Genomic DNA, 17,706 nt, shown 5'->3' with positions numbered 1-17,706 from the left:
CCTATCAAGGCTACGCTAGGTAACTATTTGACTTGTTCGACTTTTCCTTACCGATCTCAACATCCTCCAGTACCATTTTTCTGTTATGGATCTTGGCAATGAGGTATAAGAAACTCAGTATTACCGCAACCTCTTCATCATCAACCTCTATCCCATTTTTGGCAAGCAACGCTATCGCCTTACTCCCAGAAACCTTTCTGTCTATAAAATCCATCTGATTTCCCCATTATACTATTTATAAACCACTACCTTCGAAAGCGCAACATCATGGCCTAAAGACACCTCGCTTTTATTCAAGTCTATTCCAACTGGAGGAAAAAAGCTGACCAATTGCTTTTTATCCGCTGTATCGAGATTATCAAAGCCCCGAAATACATCTATCGAAGTCCGGAAGCCAAGCCGCCGTTGCTCTTCGATTGTCTTTAGTTTGATGGCAACGTCACAAAGCTCCTTCTTTATAACCCCAGTAATCCTCCGAAATTCATTTTTCATTTCGCTATAGTCATCGTATTTCAATATGTTCTCCACAAACAGTTTCCTCGCTCTGGATAGCATTGTCTCCTGCTCGACTAACTGACGTCGAAGTGCTTGTCTTTCGTAAAGAAATCCCGTCTTTTGCGTATCAACATTCCAGTCTGCAAGAATGGCGACGAACAGATCACCTACCATTTCCGATAACTGTAATTTCTGGAGCTGGTCCCTATAGCTGTCATTTAGCTTATCCGCCCTTACCCTTGCCCTACACCCCTTGCGGCAATGATAATAGGCATATTTTCGAGTATTGCCTTGGGAAAAACTTCCCGTAAGCCTCTTGCCGCATAGCGGACAGATCAGAAAACCCGTAAGAAAAAAAGTGGACCTGAAATCGGTCCTTATCGTACTAACCTTCCTTTTGGTATTGATGACATCCTGCACCTCGTAAAAAAGGGCTTCGGGTATCAGTGGCTCGTGTATTCCTTTTATCATAACATTCTCCCCATTTCCTAGCTTAAGCGGAATCAGGCCACAGTAAACTGGGTTACGAATAAGTTTGGAAAAATTTGAGCGTGTACTTCTCAGGCCTTTGTTCACCGCCATCTCGCTTAAGTGCCCAATTTTATAGATATTCTTCGCAAGCTGACGGAAAACCCATCTTATAATCCCGCTTTCAGGCTGTTTTGGCAATATGATCTTGCGGCCATCCAATGATGCCGTGTTCACATATCCCACAGGAGCTTTATTGGGATACCTACCCATTTCCTTGGCCTTTCTGATTCCATTTAAGGTATTCATCGCACGTCTAGTGTTTTCCGCCTCTGGGACTGAGAGGTAGATGGCCAACATCACCGAGCTCTCGGGAACGGAAAGGTCTATCTGCTGATCGATGGCCATTGCTGAAACATTGAGCTTTCTGAGAATGCCCAGCATTTCATACGCATACTGGATATTACGGCTGAACCTGTCCCACTTGATGAAAAAGATATTATTTTCTTCCTTTCCCCTGCCCTTTCTCAATTCGGAAAGTAGCTTCTTCCATTCTGGTCGGTTGAAGTCTTTGGCGGAGAAGTCCTCCCGGTAGACACCCTTTACGCAGATATTGTTCGATTCACAGTATTTGATCAATCGATCTTCCTGTTCGGGCAGAGAATAGCCCCTTCGTTTTTGTTCGTCAGTGCTTACACGCACATATAGATAAGCTGATTTCATAATGTTGGAACATTTGTTTTCAGACTTATAAACAAACCAGAATAGCCTTTAGTGTATTTCGGCCAAAAGCAACCACTCTATTGCGTTCCAAACTGTACAAAGCTCATAGTTATTTTACTTTTTAGCCATTCATTATATTTTTCGGATCAGATACTTCGACTGGATCGGCAAGAGACACTGCTGGCGTATTTTTATTTTGCGCTATTTCTCACGAGGGATAATGCGTAATATTTTTTTGAACAAGGAAAGGGTCGGATTGATTTCCACCCTTTTTTAATGCGCTTTTTTCCTCAATGTGTTTTTGGGGATACCACTACTTTCTATAGTAGAAATGTTTTTTTATCTATACGTTAAAATGGGAATACTCTCCCTTTCTAAAGGTAAGACCATTTTTTTTGGGAGGTTCTAGCGCTGAGCTACGCTTGATTGCTTCAGCCGGTTTGCCTGTCCTTTCGGCATCTTCTACTTGATGGTAGGTTTACCTCAGGTTACGATGAAATCTGAAAATTTTATCTTAGTAATAGACGTGTCTTTAAACATGTCCTTTTCTGGGAAAGGCCTTCTGACTATGTTAGACAATGCTTTTTACAATAATCGAAAATAAAATTCGAAGATTTTATCTATTGATATATAAGACACGAAAGGCCAATAGTGGCCCAAAACAGCTTGTCGTTTACCGTTTGAAAGTGACTTCGGACCTTAGGGAAATTATTGGAAAATTGGGTAGAACAAATACAAATACTAATACGGACTAGGTGAAATAATTGAAAAGCAAAAGCTAAAGAAAGCTTTTACATAATATCTATTAAAACAAGGGAATAAGATAAGAATAAAGATGTCTAAGTTTTCAACCATAAGGATAAAGAAGTTGCTGGAGAAATCCGATGCAGCCAAGCTTCCAGACCACAAGGGCGCAGCCCTTGAGGAGCTGGGATGCTATCTTTTTGGCAAATTGAAAGGTCTGGAACTCTATGCGAAAAATAAATTCAATAAAAGCGGTTCTAGGGAACTTGATATCATCTATAAAAATGACAGGCGAATTTCTGATCTACATTTTCTCGACAGCTTTATTCCAATCGAATGCAAGAACACCACTAAGAAAACCACAAGCGAACAGGTCAACTGGTTTGCCAACAAAGTCAGCGACACCACAGCTAGGTATGGAATACTGTTGACGCTTTCGGGCATTACTGGCAAAGACGAAACGGAGGCTGCTAAATCAGAAATTATCAAGGCTGTACATAAACTTCAAGTAGGGCTCTTGATCATCACAAGAAATGAAATCGAGAACTTGGTTTCAACAGAAGATCTTGCAAAGCTGTTACATCAAAAGTTCTTTGCATTATGCCTCGAGGAAAGAGTTGGTCTCGGATTTGATTGATGGTGTACTTAACTACTTAGAATTTTACGCTATGAAAAAATAATCGTTAATGGATAAAACCAACAGGCAAAGTTTTATCCCAGTGATGCTTGCTAGTGGTTTTTTGACTGATTAAAGAAAAAATCATAGTGCCAGTCGTCAAAAATATCTATGCTTGTCGGACTTACAGCGTCGCTTAATTTTGCATTGGCCTTTCCGGTTTTGGGATCTATGTCAATAGAGACGTAAAAATCTATAGCTTTCTCAGCTTTGATCACGTAGGGGGAATAATCGACACCTATATATCCAAAATCATTTTTGTTCAGGTGGGGCGTACGATTTTCATCCTTTAATATAAAAGTAACGGTATAGGGAACGATAGCTTCGCACTGTAGCTGTGCACCAGAGTCTCCTGTCTGAACAATATTATAGCGATCAAACTTAAAATCGGTCACGCCAAAGGATTCAACATGATCGATTAACATTCCCATTATTTCAGTTTTTGCATTTGCGTCTTCCTCTAGATACTCGGCAAAGTAGATTTTGGCATCATGTTCCAATTGGGATTTGGATGACGTATACACCTCCTCGATCTTCTTAAGAATCCCAAATCTCAATTCGCTTGCCCTGTTGATGACATCTAGTTGTTCTCCTATTTCCTTTATAGGTATAATATATTGAGAAACCGCTTCATCAAAATCGGTGTCATGAGTTACAAAGTAGCACTGCTTTTTACCCAATTTAAAAAATTGGTCTAGTGCATAAAAACTGAAAGCGTCCGGAAACTCCGATTTCTTTTTTGCAGCACCAAAAGGAGGATTGCCCTGAAAATAGTCTTTCATCACTTTTTCGATGGTTTGTCCATCGGTAGGCAGAACTTTTATGTCAGCATTGCTGATCCATTTATCAAATTCTTCTTTGAATTGTCCGGTAAGTTTATTAGTATCTAGTTCGGGCAAGGTAAAATAGGCAGCATAATCGTCAAAATTTTTTAATACCCGAATATGGGATTCGATCGTTTTTTTTACCGAATGAATTTTATTTTCTTCCTCTAGAAGACGTTTTGCGAACCTTGATAAAACTTCCCGGTAGACTATATCAGTGATATAGATCTTTACATAGCCCTTTTTGCCCATATCCCCCAGATTTCTCAGCAGTCTTCCTGCAAGAAAATTCTGTGATTCAATGAAGGAAGTATCCAAAGCAAAATGCCTGATAGGTTCGGTAGATTTCATAATTAGTTGAATAACGGTGATTTCATATCCAAATCTAACTCAAATTGTCGCATTATTCAATTTGTATACCGCTATTGCACCAATCGCAGAGTTTTGGGGTTAAAAACAAAGAGCAACAAATGCTTTTGTCAACAGGCTACATCATCTTTCAGGATGCATAAAATAATTAAGTGCTTCTGAATTTTCCGGAGATGTTTTTTCTCATCTCCGAATGTTGTTTTTTCTTTAGCAATAAAAGCGAGTTAGGGCTGCTGGGTGCCGAAGGACGCTTTCCATGGCGGCAGGAATTTTAAATAGAGAGGTCCGCCAGTTCCAATTTGGTAGTTTATTGTGACTGGCTGCAGCTTCAGTTGGCGGTCAGAACTATGAAATCTTGATCATCTTTCAGATTATCAAAATCCTCTTTGAAGCTGGCCGATTCCCATTTACGCTGGCTATGTTCCTGCCACTTTTTCAACCATTCGATGGATTCCGGTTTGTTGCCCATTAGAGCATAAGCTCTGGCAAGGTCAAAGTTGCCAAGCCCAGGTTGCATTGCTTCAGCTTTATGAAGTCCTGCAGCTGCACGTCCTTGGTCGCCCTAAAATCTATCCCCCTTGATTCAAGCCTTACCTCGCAGGCCGTTCCGCCTATAATAATGTAGTTATCGCTATAGTCGGCAAAATATGTCCTTAATCGTTCTAATTCTTTTACCATTGTATGTTATCGATCATTTGTTCTAATGCAGTTTTTATTCTTTCATCCTCTTCATTTCTCATGCTGAGGTATAAAGAAAGAGGATCTACGATGTGGGATTTTGAAAATGCCAATGGGCCGTATGCCCATATCTCTACTCGGGATCTGCCGTATTGCCCTAGTTGCAGGCCCTTGCTTTCATCCAGTTGGTCAACCTGATTGCGGGCAATTGCATAGGCCGGCTGGCTTCCTTCAGAAAGCTCAGAGTATTTGGCCAGAGCACTGTCATAGCTGGGTACTGCCAAAGGTTCTCCGTCCAAAGGATAATCTGTGTAGAAAACTTTTTTCACCGGCGAGACCATAAGCTCCTGCACCCTTTCCCAGATTTGTCTTTTTGCCCGTAGAACAAAATGCATCTGCTTTTCCTTGGTACCTTGGATAGTGATAATGTTATGCTGCTCGAGTTCCTTGGCAATCCTGGATACTGACATAGCGCTGGTAACAAAAAGTTTCGCAACTTCGCCAAGGGGCATGCCCTCTATGGAGCCTACAAGTAGGTGATAGAGTACGGCGCATTGCGAGGGATAGCCAAGTGTAGCCCCTTTAGGTTCAGCCTTGTTGGGGCTGCGCAGATCGCTTAGGTTCACCAAAAGTTCCGGCACATAGAGCTGCTTTCCAGGTTGGCAGAATGCAATCTTGTTTTCTACAAGACGTTTGCGAAAATATGGCTCAAGATCCTCCAGCACAAAAACTATGATACCCTGTAAAATTTCCTTCAACTGGAATTGCTGTTTTTCTAGTTGAGAGGGAGTAAAATCATTCCCTTTGGGCTTGGCGAAAAGCAGCTTTACCCCATCAAGATCAGCCTGCTGTATCTCATAACCGCCTTTTAGGTATAGCGGCAGCCTTCGCTGCTCCGCCTGGCCGAGCGGTGAGAGTCTTATCGATAGCCCAAAGCTTTCTTCCAAATATCGCTGTATGTTTAACATAACAGCACAATAATAACAAAAAAAAGTATTCTAACAAAATAATTGTTAGAATGCGAAATAATGTTATTATCGAATGTTTTTCAGTAGCGAAACCCAGATACATCTCTTGCTATGGAATTATCGTCCGTTATAGGAGGGGATTAATATTATCCATCCTTTGTTACTCTGGCCATTCCAGTTAGGAACAAAGGAGGCACGAAATAAATTCGTATTCTATTATCCGAAAGCTGATACCATTCATAGCACATATAAATATCAATTCCCTCATCAAGCCTATTGACCCTAAAAACTAAAAACATATCTAAATTCATTATCTTTAAGGCAGAAAGAAATCTAAAACAACGATACTTTAAGATAGTGCTGGCGAAAACCAGTCTGGTCTTCACAAGCTGCGGTGGTTTTCTTCCAATCGTTCTACTCGTATTAACACTAATAATAATGAAATATTTATTGATTAAACCAAGAAAGGAGAATATTATGGAGGCAAATAAAATGTAAAAAAAACACAACTGGGAGTAAATGCAATACTTGAAACCGGGTGGGCGATTGGAACATCCATTGCAGCGAGTGCTGCGCCTCTTAGCAAAAATTCTTTGTTTTCCTTAAAGCATGAAGGATAAAATATACCCATCATGTAAATCTTAAAATTCCTCACTGAAGGATCTTGTCCTACTATCGTTTGTCAACAGCCCGATACTTAAAAGCACTACAATAATTTCTTTTTCCTATACTGCCCCTCAATTTTGTTTTTCACCATTTTTTCAAAATTTACCACAGCTTCGCAATGCTCATAAAAGTTCGACATATTGCAGCTCGACTCTACTGATTAAAGCTCATCGAAAGATGGGCTTTTTTTGTTAAATAGTAATCTTTTATTTGATCTCAGCTTCGGCTAAGTTTTAAACCCTGATTTACAGCTTTTCCTATTTCTTTTTAAAAAAGCTCGGGAAATCTTTCTTTATATATTACTACCATAGAATATTCATCTTTAATTGCTCCTTCCCTGCTCCTCAATAGAACCTGAAGTTCTTCTACGGATTTTTATCTGGCTGTTACCAAAGTTATAGGTAAAGTTCAACTTCACATTCCTGCTATCATACTTGCTATAGGTATTGTAATCTACATTTCCATAGCGTGTTTCGCTACGGTTAACGCTACCGTAATAAATATCATTTAAGGTCAAGCTTATGTTGGCCTTACCTTTCAAAATGCTTTTTCCGGCAGCGAGGTTGAGGTAAGAAAACGGCAAATTAATTTGGTTCCCATAAGTTACCCGCGTCTGACCATAAAGAAAAGCGGTGATCCACCAGCCTTTATTTAAACTAAAACGATTATCAAGTGAGTATGTAAAAGAAGTTTGTGCAATGGAAACAACATTATTTTGATAATTAAAACGATAATGGCTGTTAGATAGCCCAATAGAAAGGCCAATATCCCATAGCTTAAACCACTTATTATAGTAACCCAGGTTTGTAGCATAATTCTGGTTTTCAGAAAGATTTGCTTTGGTATTTATAGTTATCTTGCTTGGATTATCTACACTGCTTAAATCTGTAATTACATTCTGTGCCCCGCGGTAGCTAACTGAAAAAGTATATTTCCCCCTAAAACTGTAACCTAAACGGATATTATCAGTAAATGATGGCAAAAGATAGGGATTACCTTGTGTAATAGAATAGGCACTCCTTACAATACTGAATGGATTAAGATAACTATAGTTCGGTCGCCCAATTCGACGGGAATAGGAAGCCGAAAATGAGTGGCTCTTGATCTTATAACCCAATGCCACATTCGGAAAAAGATTTAAATAATTTCTTTTAATTGTACTGTCGATAGTTGGAGAATAACTTTGTGTAAAGGTATACTCTGTTCTAAGTCCGGGTTGCAAAATTATTTTTCCAAGTTCAATCTTTACATTAGCGTATGCGGCAGCTATGCTTTCCTTGTAATTAAAATCGTTACTGCCGTTGTCGAAACTATTATCCGCATCATTTTTTCGAAGTGAAATAAAAATATTTTCTATATCCACCCGACTCATTTTTATACCAGTTTCAAAGGTAGTTTTGTTTACTTTCTGTGTGTAATCAGTTTTAAAGCTTAGTATGTTGGTTAAAGTATTTCCATCCTGCAACAAATTATAGGGTTGTCCTATAATTGCTCCGCCTGCACTCAAAAGTTCCAAAGCAAGATAATTATCATCCTGATAATCAAAGCGCCCCAAATCAGCATCAATAATAATTTCCTGCTGTTTTGCCGAATCGATTGTTAATTTATAATTAAAGTTGATATTAAAACCTTTGCTGATGCGGTTATTCAGGCTCATCGATTTTCTTGTAGAATCAATTTGCGCTAAATGCGTAAAAATTTGTGTACTGGTTTCTCGTGTAGAGTTGCTGGCGTTATAGTTACCTGTTACAAGTACACCGAAAATACTATTTTTATTAAAATAATGATCATATCCAAACCTTAAGTTCTGACTTGTGTAGGGACTTTTATAAATTGCCGAATCCAATAATTGCTGACCAATATCTATAATACGGCTATCGGTTTGAATTTCCTGATATTGCTTTCCTTTACTAATGCCATATGATAGGTAAAAATAATCGTTCTGCTTTCGATAGTTTAATGATAGTGCCGCGTTATTACCTGTAAGATATTTCCAGCCATGACCTCCTGTAAGGCTTAGATTGCCATCATAGCCAGGCTTTAAACGCTTTAGTGTTTTAATATTCAGAATTCCGCCCTCACCCTGTGCATCGTATTTTGAAGATGGATTATAAAGCACTTCAACCTTCGAAATGTTGCGGCTGCTGGTGGAATTTAACAGATTGATCAAATCATTACTACTCAACCGTATTGGTTTATCATCTATCATAATAGTAATTCCCTTTCCTTCAAAACGGATATCGTTTCCATTTAAAATTGTTAATCCAGGAATTCTACGAATTACTTCTACTGCATTGATCCCTGCTTTAGCATCACCGTCTACATTTAGAACCGTTCGATCAAACTGAAGTTCTATGAGAGGCTTTGATCCCTTTACAGTAACTTCATTCAAATTATTTTCATCTCGCTTCAGCACAATACTTAAAACTGCTCCGGCATTAGTATTCGAACGGAAATTCAAATAGCCCAGGTGGCTCGCCTGTATTATATCTTCAGGCATTACTGAAATGCTAAACTTTCCATTGCTATCCGTAAACGCACTGGCATAAGGCTTGGTTTCTTTTTGATGGTAAACCTGAATAGTTGCATTAATAATGGCTTCCTTATATTCGTTAGTAACCGTTCCGGTTATCGTTTTTAGTTGGGCAAAAATTTGTAAGGAAATTGCGAGTTGAATAAGCGTTAACAGCGTTTTTTTCATTGTGAGGGATGTATGTTTGATGATTTGATAAAATGTTAACTGGATTTCAGTTTTCATCTTTTCAAAACGACGTAACAAAACACACAACGTTGCACAGATTGAGCATTTACTGCACTAAATGGTTTTTTTATAACCATCACCTGCGTCTTCTAAACAATCAGAAGCTTGAGCTAATTATTAAAATTGATCGAGTGAAAATAAAAGTTTGCTGATAAAATCAGGAGATTATTGAAAAAGTGAGCTTTTTTTATGCTTTTAATATTTTCAAAACTTTAATCTAGCGATCAAACCTTCAATTTTTCTATTAAGCCAATTGCCCTATTCCACTTTTTATAAACCTCTATCGGTTTTACATATTCTGGTATGTCATATTCCCAAGGAATCAAAACTTCGATATCATTTTTCTTAGAAAGTTCGGGAATCCATTTGCGAATAAAATCCTGTGCTTTGTATTTATTGGATTGATGCACAGGGTTGGTGTACCAAATTTCAAATGCCTGCATGTGCCAGTTCATCCAATTTGAGCTTACATCATAATCGATCAATTTTGATTCGAAATAGGCTGCACCCCAGGTCCAATCAATTTTTAAATCATGCACAAAATAACTGGCGCAATTTACCCGGCCACGATTGCTCATGTATCCTGTTTCGTTTAATTGTCTCATGTGTGCATCGATGAAAGGAATCCCAGTAGTACCGTTACACCATTTTTCAAACTTCGACGGATCATTTTCCCAATCGATTTTTTTGTTTTTGTAGCCTTTAGATTTGTAAATTTTATTTCCAAAACGCATGGCCTTGAATGTAAAATAATCTCTCCAAACCAACTCAAAAACAAGCCACCAGGTACTTTGATTTTTCTTGATTTTCGATTCGTAATCTTGAATCTTCTCATATATTTCACGGGCTGAGATACAGCCCAATGCCAGATAAGGAGAAAATTTTGAACTGTAATCCAAGCCATCCGATTTATTTCGGCTCCATCGGTATCCGGTTAACAGTTCCGATTTGAAAGTATAATATTCCAATCTTTCTAAAGCTGCTGATTCACCACCATTTACAAATGGCTTTGCGTAGTCATATTCTTTTTTAGTGAAACCAAGTGATGTGTAGGAAGGAAATTTACTTTTTTCGACTTTTTCAATGGATTTTACTTTGGTAGGGCGACTAAATGTTGGCCTTGGTTCGGCTTGCTTTCCAGCCGGAATTCGATAGGCTTTACTGGTGAGCGGAATTTTAGCAATCTCAAAAGGAATGTCATCCATGTGATAAAGTGTTTTGCCCCAATAAAAATGAAAGTTCACGTTTGGCAAAGCATCAGTTACCAGATCAATAAGATTAAGTTCATATTCGGCATATTCCTTTTCAGCATAAATGTCAGTGATTTCATATCGCTCAACAATTTTTGGTAAAGTTTCGGCCGCTGTAACCGATCCAATGATTAAATGTCCGCCAATAGTTTTTAGGTTCTTTTCTAAATCTTGAATGGATTGTTCCAGGAATTTGAATCGCACTGCATCAATTCTGCGAAAGCCCAAATCAAGCTTTTCAAAATCCGCCTTTTCCACGCAATAGCAGAAAAGTAGTGCTTCACACTCAGCTACTGCCTTTGTTAAAGCCTCATTATCATGCAATCTCAAATCATTCTTAAACCAAACTAAGCCACGTTTTGCCATTTCTAAACTTATTATGATGCATACTATTCGCTGATATTTATAGCAAATCGATGCTAAAAGAACACTAAGGTTATTTAAAAGTTTTATTGCATATCGACCTGAAAGTGATTAGACAGTATATTCTATTAAACAGATTACATTCATTGCCTTGTAGATTGTTATCATTCAAATTTCCATTTGTTTTAAAAGATAAATTTCTGTTTTGCTATATTTATCCAATGAATAAACTTTATCTGTCTTCCTTACATATTTATCCCATAAAATCTCTGGGAGGAATTAGTTTACCAGAGTCAAAAATTGAAGATAGAGGTTTAGCGTATGACAGAAGATGGATGCTTGTTGATAGTGATGGAACTTTCATTACGCAGCGGAAACACCATCAATTGGCTTTACTTCAGGTAGCGATTGAAGGTGAGCAACTGATTGTTTCTCACAAAAATGATCCTGACATAAAAATTTCTTTTTCTTTAACCGAAGTCAGTACTACAGAAATCGCTGTTAGTGTTTGGGATGACATTTCCAATGGCGTTGAAGTTAACGAACATGTTAGTGCATGGTTCTCCAACTTCATGAATATGGAAGTTAAACTGGTTAAAATGCCTATGAAAGCGGAAAGAAAAGTTGATCCAAAATATGCTATGCAAGGTGAAATTGTAAGTTTTGCTGATGGATATCCTTGTCTAATTATTGGTCAATCTTCGCTAGATAATCTTAATCAAAAACTCGAAGAAACTGTAAATATGGACCGGTTCCGCCCTAACCTTGTTTTTACAGGCGGCGATGCACATATTGAAGATAGCATTAAAACTTTTACCATAAACAATGTTGAATTTCATGGCGTAAAACCATGTGCAAGATGTGTATTGATCACTATTGATCAAATTACAGGAATTAAGGGAATTGAACCATTAAAAACCTTGGCCAACTATCGCAAACAAAACAACAAAATTATGTTCGGACAAAATCTTATTCACAAGGGAGAAGGCATCATTAAAGTTGGAGATGAGTTAATCATACAAGATTGGAAATAATTTAATCATTCCAATGAAAATAAGCTATTCTCGAAAATGCTTATCTTCGGCCAACAATTACAATGGCGGCTTCACAAAACCCAAAACTTAGTAAAATATTTAGTTTTCTGTTAAAGAAGGAATGCATCGTTGCTGTTTATATTATTTTGGCAATTGTAGCTGGTTTAAAGCAATATCAACATCATTCATATAACAACTATCTCATCTTTAAATATGTTTATTATCACACATTAGATTTACAAAACCTTTTTGATAATTATCCGGAATATGGTGATAGTAACCACTACGGCCCTGTCTTTTCGATATTTATAGCCCCATTTGCATTACTGCCAGATGGTTTGGGCATGATTTTATGGAACGTGGCCAATGTAGCAATATTACTTTGGGGAATTTTCAGCTTACCAATATCGATTAATAAACGAAGTATTATTGCGTGGATTTGCGCCCACGAAGCTTTAACCGCATTGTTCAGTTTTCAATTCAACATTGCGCTAACAGGACTTATTATGCTTAGCTTTTCCTATTTGGTAAAGCAAAAGGAAATTCAATCCGCTTTCTTCATCGCCATTGGCACATTAATAAAACTATATGGCATTGTGGGTTTGGCTTTTTTCTTTTTTAGCAGAAATAAAGTCAAGTTTATAATTGCAGGTGTAGTAGCGCTTTGCGTATTATTCGCTTTACCCATGTTGCTATCTTCTCCGTCGTTTGTCGTTCAATCGTATGCTGATTGGTACCATTCATTGGTACATAAGAATTCAACAAATGCCTCACTAACATCTTTTCAGGATATTTCGATAATGGGCATGGCGAGAAGAATTAGTGGAGATGTTAGCCTATCCAATACACCATTTTTGCTAGGTGGATTATTGCTTTTTGGCTTACCTTATTTACGCATTAACCAATATAAATATTTAGCCTTTCGTTTAATGCTGCTGGCTTCAACCTTAATTTTTACTGTAATTTTCAGCAGTGGTTCCGAATCCCCAACATACATTATTGCATTTGCCGGCGTAGCCATTTGGTTCATTGTTCAGCAAAAACCAAAAAACAAATGGATTTTGGCGCTATTTATTTTTGCATTTGTATTAACCAGTCTTTCTCCTACCGATATTTTTCCCAGCGCTATAAAAGAATTTATTCGTCTATATTCGCTCAAAGCCCTACCTTGCGTAGTCATTTGGCTAACCATTATTTTCCAAATGATGAAGGAAGATTTTGAATCTTATTTGATTGCCGATAAATGAGAAAATTAGTTTCAATTGTAATACCAGCTTATAATGAAGCTGATAATGTTTTCGTTATTACAGAAAGTATTAAAAAAGTTTTCGCGTCTATTGATTACAACTATGAAATCATCCTTGTAGATGATGGCAGTGCTGATCATACACTCGAAAAAATTAAGGAGTATGCATCAACTTCCGAAAACATTTTCTTTCTAGAATTTTCTAAAAATTTTGGCCACCAACTGGCTGTGAAAGCCGGTATGGATCATGCCTTTGGCGATTGTGTTATTTCCATGGATTGTGATATGCAACATCCTCCAGAATTGATTCCGACAATGCTCCAAAAATGGGAAGAAGGTTTTGAGGTAGTTTATACCATTAGAGAAGAAGATAAAACCTTATCAAAAAGCAAACGCAGCTCATCAAATTTATTTTATAAAACTTTAAATTGGTTATCCGATATCGATTTAGAACCTGGCGCTGCAGATTTTCGTTTACTTGATCAAAAAGTAGTTAATGTTTTCAGGAATTTCCAGGAGAATGAACCTTTTTTACGTGGTTTAGTTAAATGGCTAGGTTTTAAACAATATGCTATAAAGTATAATCCAGCGGCACGTTTTTCTGGTAAGAGCAAATACACAATTAAAAAAATGTTCCGCCTGGCTTTACATGGCGTTACCTCTTTTAGCATTAAGCCCCTGTATTCTGCAGTTTATTTGGGCTTTATTTTATCGCTGGCTTCCGTGTTATACATACCATATGTAATTTATGCGTTTGTAAACAATGTAGAAGTATCAGGTTGGGCGTCAATGATTATGACGATTGTATTTTTTGGTGGACTACAATTAATCATTTTAGGCATTATCGGCATTTACGTGGGCAAAATGTTTATGCAAACGAAAAATCGCCCAAATTATATCATCCGATCAACTAATATTCCTCAAAAATAATGGTGCTTTTAAGTTTCGATATTGAAGAGTTTGATATGCCTTTTGAATATGGTAAGGATATTTCTTTTGCCGATCAAATCGCAATTTCAAGAGCGGGTACGATTGCTATTTTAGATTTATTGGATAAATACCAGGTGAAAGCTACTTTTTTTTGTACCGTAACTTTTGCAGAAAATATTCCTGACTTAATAAAACGAATTACCGAAGCTGGCCACGAATTAGCCTCTCACGGTTATTATCATTCTGATTTTAAGCCAGAGCATCTGCTTCAATCAAAGTTAAAATTAGAAGAACTTTCTGGCAAGGAAATTACCGGTTACAGAATGGCTAGAATGATGCCTGTGGATGAAAAGGAAATAGAAAAGGCAGGTTACAAGTATAATACTTCCATTAACCCAACATATCTGCCAGGGCGATATAATAATTTCCATATTTCCAGAACTTATTTTACCAACGAAAATGTGTTGCAAATTCCAGCTTCTGTGAGTCCGATAGTAAGATTTCCACTTTTCTGGTTATCTTTTCATAATTTGCCATTGAATATTTACAAAACATTAGCCAGCTGGACTTATAAAAAAGATAAATATCTCAATATTTATTTCCACCCTTGGGAATTTACTGATCTTGATGATTTCGAAAGATTTGGTTTCCCAGCTTATGTACGTAAAAATACAGGTGATAAAATGATTCAAAGAATGGATGAATTTATCAAATGGTTGAAATCAAAAAATTATCCTTTTGGAACCTTTCAACAATTTATAAGTTCAATTGATAAATAATGTGGCAATTAAAATCTATTAACTGATATCTATTTATAGGTTTCTGCCAATTTAAGTGCATTATAAGCATTAACTATTCCACCACTTACACAAATTTCACTAAACATCACTCTAACATTGTCACCTTTCTCATTTTTGTATTTCACTTTGTGCGCCACTTTTGAAACCGATTTCATGATGATTTCTCGTATCTGTGCAGGAGTTAAGTGAGGATAATAGCTTAAAATTAAAGCCGCAAGCCCCGATACTACCGGAGAAGCCATACTTGTTCCATCGGCATCTTCATACTTTCCATCCGGAACGGTAGAATTAATTAAAAATCCAGGAGCAAAAACATCGACATTATATTTTCCATAATTAGAAAAACTTGCTTTTAAGTTTTCATCATCTTTGTATGAACTAGCGCCAACTTCAATCCAATTATTGGCACGAGGAAGAGCAAACTTTGCAGAGTCTAAAGGTATTGCCTTCACCTCTGCGGCTCTTCCAATGGACGGCCTCATCCTCATTCCAGAGTTTTGGTTCGTTCTTACTGGAGGAATAAAATCGGGTTTACTTGGCTTTTTATTAGCCTCTTTATATGCTTCAGCTTCTTTGCTTTCAAAATACTTATTAGGAAAATTTTCTTCAATATCATTATTCTGGTTATCATTACCAGCAGCATGTACCAATAAAACTCCTTTGGTTTCAGCATATTTCACAGCATCATCCACAACTTTTTTATCCCATTTATAGCCTTTTCCAAAACTCATATTGATCACTTTGGCGCCATTATCTACTGCATATCGAATCCCATTTGCAACATCTTTATCTCTTTCATCACCAGTTGGAACCACCCGAATTGCCATAATACTTACATTATTGGACACTCCCATAATGCCCAATGAATTTGTGCGATCGGCCCCAATAATTCCAGAAACATGTGTACCATGAAAAGCATCTGGTCCTTTAACATCGTTATTGCCATAATTGCGTTGATTTGAATTTGAATAATCATCTCCAACCAATTCTGAACGCATATCATACTTAGGATTTAGGTTATACTTAAGCATAGCATCATATTGTTTATAGCCATCTTTTATGCTTTTGTAGAACTTCTCAAAACTTCCATCCTCCTTTGATCCTTTTCTAATAATCGTTTTTATTTGCTCTTCCGTTTCATCATCTGCCTTATATTTCTCAATATCTTCATATGATGGAATTTCCTTTTTATTTATTTTTGAAACAGAATCTAAAACTTTATTAATAGCCAATAACACAGAAAAAGTATTACTGGCATCTTCATACTTCTTTCCAAAATCACCAACCATTTTTTTGTATAACTTAAATTCTTCCTTCTGTGTACTATCTAAAGGAGTAAGATTAGTGGTCGATTGATATTTTGGCGTATAAATTCTTAAAAGCCTAACGAATTCTAAATTATCAAATTCCAGATTACCCTTTTTTGAGCCGATAAAATTCCAGCCATGAATATCATCAATATAACCATTGTCATCATCATCAATACCATTACCTGGAATTTCTCTTTTGTTAGTCCACAATACACCTTTCAAATCAGGATGATTAGTATCTACACCACCATCTATCACAGCAACAATAATGTTTTGCTTAGGCTTTTTATCTTTAAGTAAGTCGCGGTAAGCTTTTTCCGTACTTATTCCGTAATAGCCACTCTCCAATAAATCCAAATTATACCAGTTTGCAGGGAGTTGTACATTCTTAGATTGACTAAAAACATTTAAACTAAATAGGTAAAAAACGGTAAATAAAAATATTTTGTTGGTTATACTATTCATATATGCGATGTACGTAATATTACAATTATACGGTTTTATTGTATCGTGCCTTAGAGATTTTACATTTTTTAACAGATTGATAAAACATAAATTCAGAAAATGTATGTAAGAAGTACTTGTGGATTTCAGTCCTGCTGTCCCTCCAATCTTTTTGCTGAAGGTTTTAATCAGGCCGAAGGTGTGATGGGCCCAAAAAGGATTTCCGTACCATCAGGTTTAGGTGGCAGGTGCCCTGCATTTCCGCAAGAACAGCACAAGGCCCCATATGTCCAGTTATCCTATGGCAACAATGAGCCGATCTAACCCAAGATCCACCCAATGCATCATCCCTTTGCACCTTTCTATATGTCCTAGATCCCTATATGGTTCCCATTCCCTGCGCACAACCGGCCAAAGCCCTGCATGACCTTGTTCAGAACCCTTCCATATCCTGTTGGCGTTCCAGTCCTGTTCACGGCTGCGTTTGTTTTTTAGGGAGGGAGGGAAGGTTGTATAAACGAAGAAACCCCATCAGCTGTTGCTGAGGGGGTTCTTTTAATGCCCTTTATGGGGCTTTAAGATTTGGCACCGACCTACTCTCCCACGTGTTACCGCAGTACCATCGGCTCTGGTGGGCTTAACTTCTCTGTTCGGAATGGGAAGAGGTGGACACCACCGATATAGGCACCTAAATGTTTTTAAATAAGGTTGAGGGAGGGAGGGTCTAAGGGAGGGAGGGTTACCTTCCGCCTATCCACCTTCGGCCTTCCAGCCTTAAATGACATATTATTGAAAGAAGTTAAGTTTTGAAGAACAAACAACGAATGTTGTTGCTTTGAAAGCTTCGGATGATTAGTACTACTCGACTGTGGTGTCGCCACCTTTACATCTGTAGCCTATCAACGTAGTAGTCTTCTACGGTCCTATATGGAATTCTCATCTCGTGGCTAGTTTCGC

At 37.5% G+C, this 17,706-nt stretch carries 13 protein-coding genes and 2 rRNA genes; 5 read left to right on the top strand and 10 right to left on the bottom strand.

Features of this window, described 5'->3' with window-relative positions:
• Positions 1-10: 10 nt before the first annotated feature.
• Positions 11-214, bottom strand: a complete 204-nt coding sequence (locus tag LUA91_RS05730; protein ID WP_231425060.1) for a hypothetical protein — start codon at positions 212-214, stop codon at positions 11-13.
• Positions 215-231: 17 nt separating this feature from the next.
• The gene (locus tag LUA91_RS05725) at positions 232-1,686 is read right to left on the bottom strand and encodes a recombinase family protein (protein ID WP_231425059.1); all 1,455 of its coding nucleotides are present in this window, start codon (positions 1,684-1,686) and stop codon (positions 232-234) included.
• Positions 1,687-2,521: 835 nt separating this feature from the next.
• On the opposite strand from LUA91_RS05725, the gene LUA91_RS05720 reads away from it, so the two are divergent.
• Positions 2,522-3,067, top strand: coding sequence for a restriction endonuclease (locus LUA91_RS05720; protein ID WP_231425058.1), 546 nt, complete (start codon positions 2,522-2,524; stop codon positions 3,065-3,067).
• Positions 3,068-3,159: 92 nt separating this feature from the next.
• Here the strand turns inward: LUA91_RS05720 and LUA91_RS05715 are convergent, their stop codons facing one another.
• From LUA91_RS05715 to LUA91_RS05695, 5 genes are all read right to left on the bottom strand, one after another.
• Positions 3,160-4,281: a PIN domain-containing protein gene (locus LUA91_RS05715; RefSeq protein ID WP_231425057.1), complete on the bottom strand. Its 1,122-nt coding sequence runs from the start codon at positions 4,279-4,281 to the stop codon at positions 3,160-3,162.
• A gap of 346 nt (positions 4,282-4,627) precedes the next feature.
• Positions 4,628-4,816, bottom strand: a complete 189-nt coding sequence (locus LUA91_RS05710; protein WP_231425056.1) for a hypothetical protein — start codon at positions 4,814-4,816, stop codon at positions 4,628-4,630.
• Positions 4,817-4,970: 154 nt separating this feature from the next.
• Positions 4,971-5,924 (bottom strand): hypothetical protein, encoded by a 954-nt coding sequence (locus LUA91_RS05705; RefSeq protein WP_231425055.1) that lies wholly within the window; start codon positions 5,922-5,924, stop codon positions 4,971-4,973.
• A gap of 1,009 nt (positions 5,925-6,933) precedes the next feature.
• A complete protein-coding gene (locus LUA91_RS05700) occupies positions 6,934-9,312 on the bottom strand; it encodes an outer membrane beta-barrel protein (protein WP_231425054.1) in 2,379 nt (792 codons plus the stop codon).
• Between the two features lie 284 nt (positions 9,313-9,596).
• Positions 9,597-10,988: a DASH family cryptochrome gene (locus LUA91_RS05695; RefSeq protein ID WP_231425053.1), complete on the bottom strand. Its 1,392-nt coding sequence runs from the start codon at positions 10,986-10,988 to the stop codon at positions 9,597-9,599.
• A gap of 218 nt (positions 10,989-11,206) precedes the next feature.
• Here LUA91_RS05695 and LUA91_RS05690 point away from each other — a divergent pair, with 218 nt between their 5' ends.
• The 4 genes from LUA91_RS05690 (at position 11,207) to LUA91_RS05675 (ending at position 14,974) form a co-directional block, all read left to right on the top strand.
• Positions 11,207-12,019, top strand: coding sequence for an MOSC domain-containing protein (locus LUA91_RS05690; RefSeq protein WP_231425052.1), 813 nt, complete (start codon positions 11,207-11,209; stop codon positions 12,017-12,019).
• Positions 12,020-12,081: 62 nt separating this feature from the next.
• A complete protein-coding gene (locus LUA91_RS05685) occupies positions 12,082-13,266 on the top strand; it encodes a glycosyltransferase family 87 protein (RefSeq protein WP_231425051.1) in 1,185 nt (394 codons plus the stop codon).
• Positions 13,263-14,195 carry a glycosyltransferase family 2 protein gene (locus LUA91_RS05680; RefSeq protein ID WP_231425050.1) on the top strand — a complete coding sequence of 311 codons (933 nt, stop codon included), beginning with the start codon at positions 13,263-13,265 and terminating at the stop codon, positions 14,193-14,195. Before LUA91_RS05685 ends, LUA91_RS05680 begins: the two co-directional genes overlap by 4 nt.
• Positions 14,195-14,974, top strand: a complete 780-nt coding sequence (locus LUA91_RS05675) for a polysaccharide deacetylase family protein (protein ID WP_231425049.1) — start codon at positions 14,195-14,197, stop codon at positions 14,972-14,974. The genes LUA91_RS05680 and LUA91_RS05675 overlap by 1 nt, the downstream gene beginning before the upstream one ends.
• Before the next feature lie 29 nt (positions 14,975-15,003).
• On the opposite strand, the gene LUA91_RS05670 is transcribed toward LUA91_RS05675, so the two are convergent.
• The 3 genes from LUA91_RS05670 to LUA91_RS05660 form a co-directional block, all read right to left on the bottom strand.
• Complete coding sequence (locus LUA91_RS05670) at positions 15,004-16,770, bottom strand: S8 family serine peptidase (RefSeq protein ID WP_231425048.1); 1,767 nt, start codon at positions 16,768-16,770, stop codon at positions 15,004-15,006.
• 559 nt (positions 16,771-17,329) lie between these two features.
• Positions 17,330-17,441: ribosomal RNA gene (gene rrf / locus LUA91_RS05665) — 5S ribosomal RNA — on the bottom strand.
• 140 nt (positions 17,442-17,581) lie between these two features.
• Positions 17,582-17,706: ribosomal RNA gene (locus LUA91_RS05660) — 23S ribosomal RNA — on the bottom strand; the annotation flags it as partial.

The organism is Pedobacter sp. Leaf250, assembly GCF_920984735.1.
Lineage (GTDB): Bacteria > Bacteroidota > Bacteroidia > Sphingobacteriales > Sphingobacteriaceae > Pedobacter.
Note: the sequence above shows the minus strand (reverse complement) of the source record. Positions and strands in the feature narration are given on the sequence as shown.

What these genes read in the sequence shown, in the direction of transcription:
- LUA91_RS05730 (WP_231425060.1), bottom strand. Translation starts at nt 214, where the DNA reads ATGGATTTTATAGACAGAAAGGTTTCTGGGAGTAAGGCGATAGCGTTG.
- LUA91_RS05725 (WP_231425059.1), bottom strand. Translation starts at nt 1,686, where the DNA reads ATGAAATCAGCTTATCTATATGTGCGTGTAAGCACTGACGAACAAAAA.
- LUA91_RS05720 (WP_231425058.1), top strand. Translation starts at nt 2,522, where the DNA reads ATGTCTAAGTTTTCAACCATAAGGATAAAGAAGTTGCTGGAGAAATCC.
- LUA91_RS05715 (WP_231425057.1), bottom strand. Translation starts at nt 4,281, where the DNA reads ATGAAATCTACCGAACCTATCAGGCATTTTGCTTTGGATACTTCCTTC.
- LUA91_RS05710 (WP_231425056.1), bottom strand. Translation starts at nt 4,816, where the DNA reads ATGCAACCTGGGCTTGGCAACTTTGACCTTGCCAGAGCTTATGCTCTA.
- LUA91_RS05700 (WP_231425054.1), bottom strand. Translation starts at nt 9,312, where the DNA reads ATGAAAAAAACGCTGTTAACGCTTATTCAACTCGCAATTTCCTTACAA.
- LUA91_RS05695 (WP_231425053.1), bottom strand. Translation starts at nt 10,988, where the DNA reads ATGGCAAAACGTGGCTTAGTTTGGTTTAAGAATGATTTGAGATTGCAT.
- LUA91_RS05690 (WP_231425052.1), top strand. Translation starts at nt 11,207, where the DNA reads ATGAATAAACTTTATCTGTCTTCCTTACATATTTATCCCATAAAATCT.
- LUA91_RS05685 (WP_231425051.1), top strand. Translation starts at nt 12,082, where the DNA reads ATGGCGGCTTCACAAAACCCAAAACTTAGTAAAATATTTAGTTTTCTG.
- LUA91_RS05680 (WP_231425050.1), top strand. Translation starts at nt 13,263, where the DNA reads ATGAGAAAATTAGTTTCAATTGTAATACCAGCTTATAATGAAGCTGAT.
- LUA91_RS05675 (WP_231425049.1), top strand. Translation starts at nt 14,195, where the DNA reads ATGGTGCTTTTAAGTTTCGATATTGAAGAGTTTGATATGCCTTTTGAA.
- LUA91_RS05670 (WP_231425048.1), bottom strand. Translation starts at nt 16,770, where the DNA reads ATGAATAGTATAACCAACAAAATATTTTTATTTACCGTTTTTTACCTA.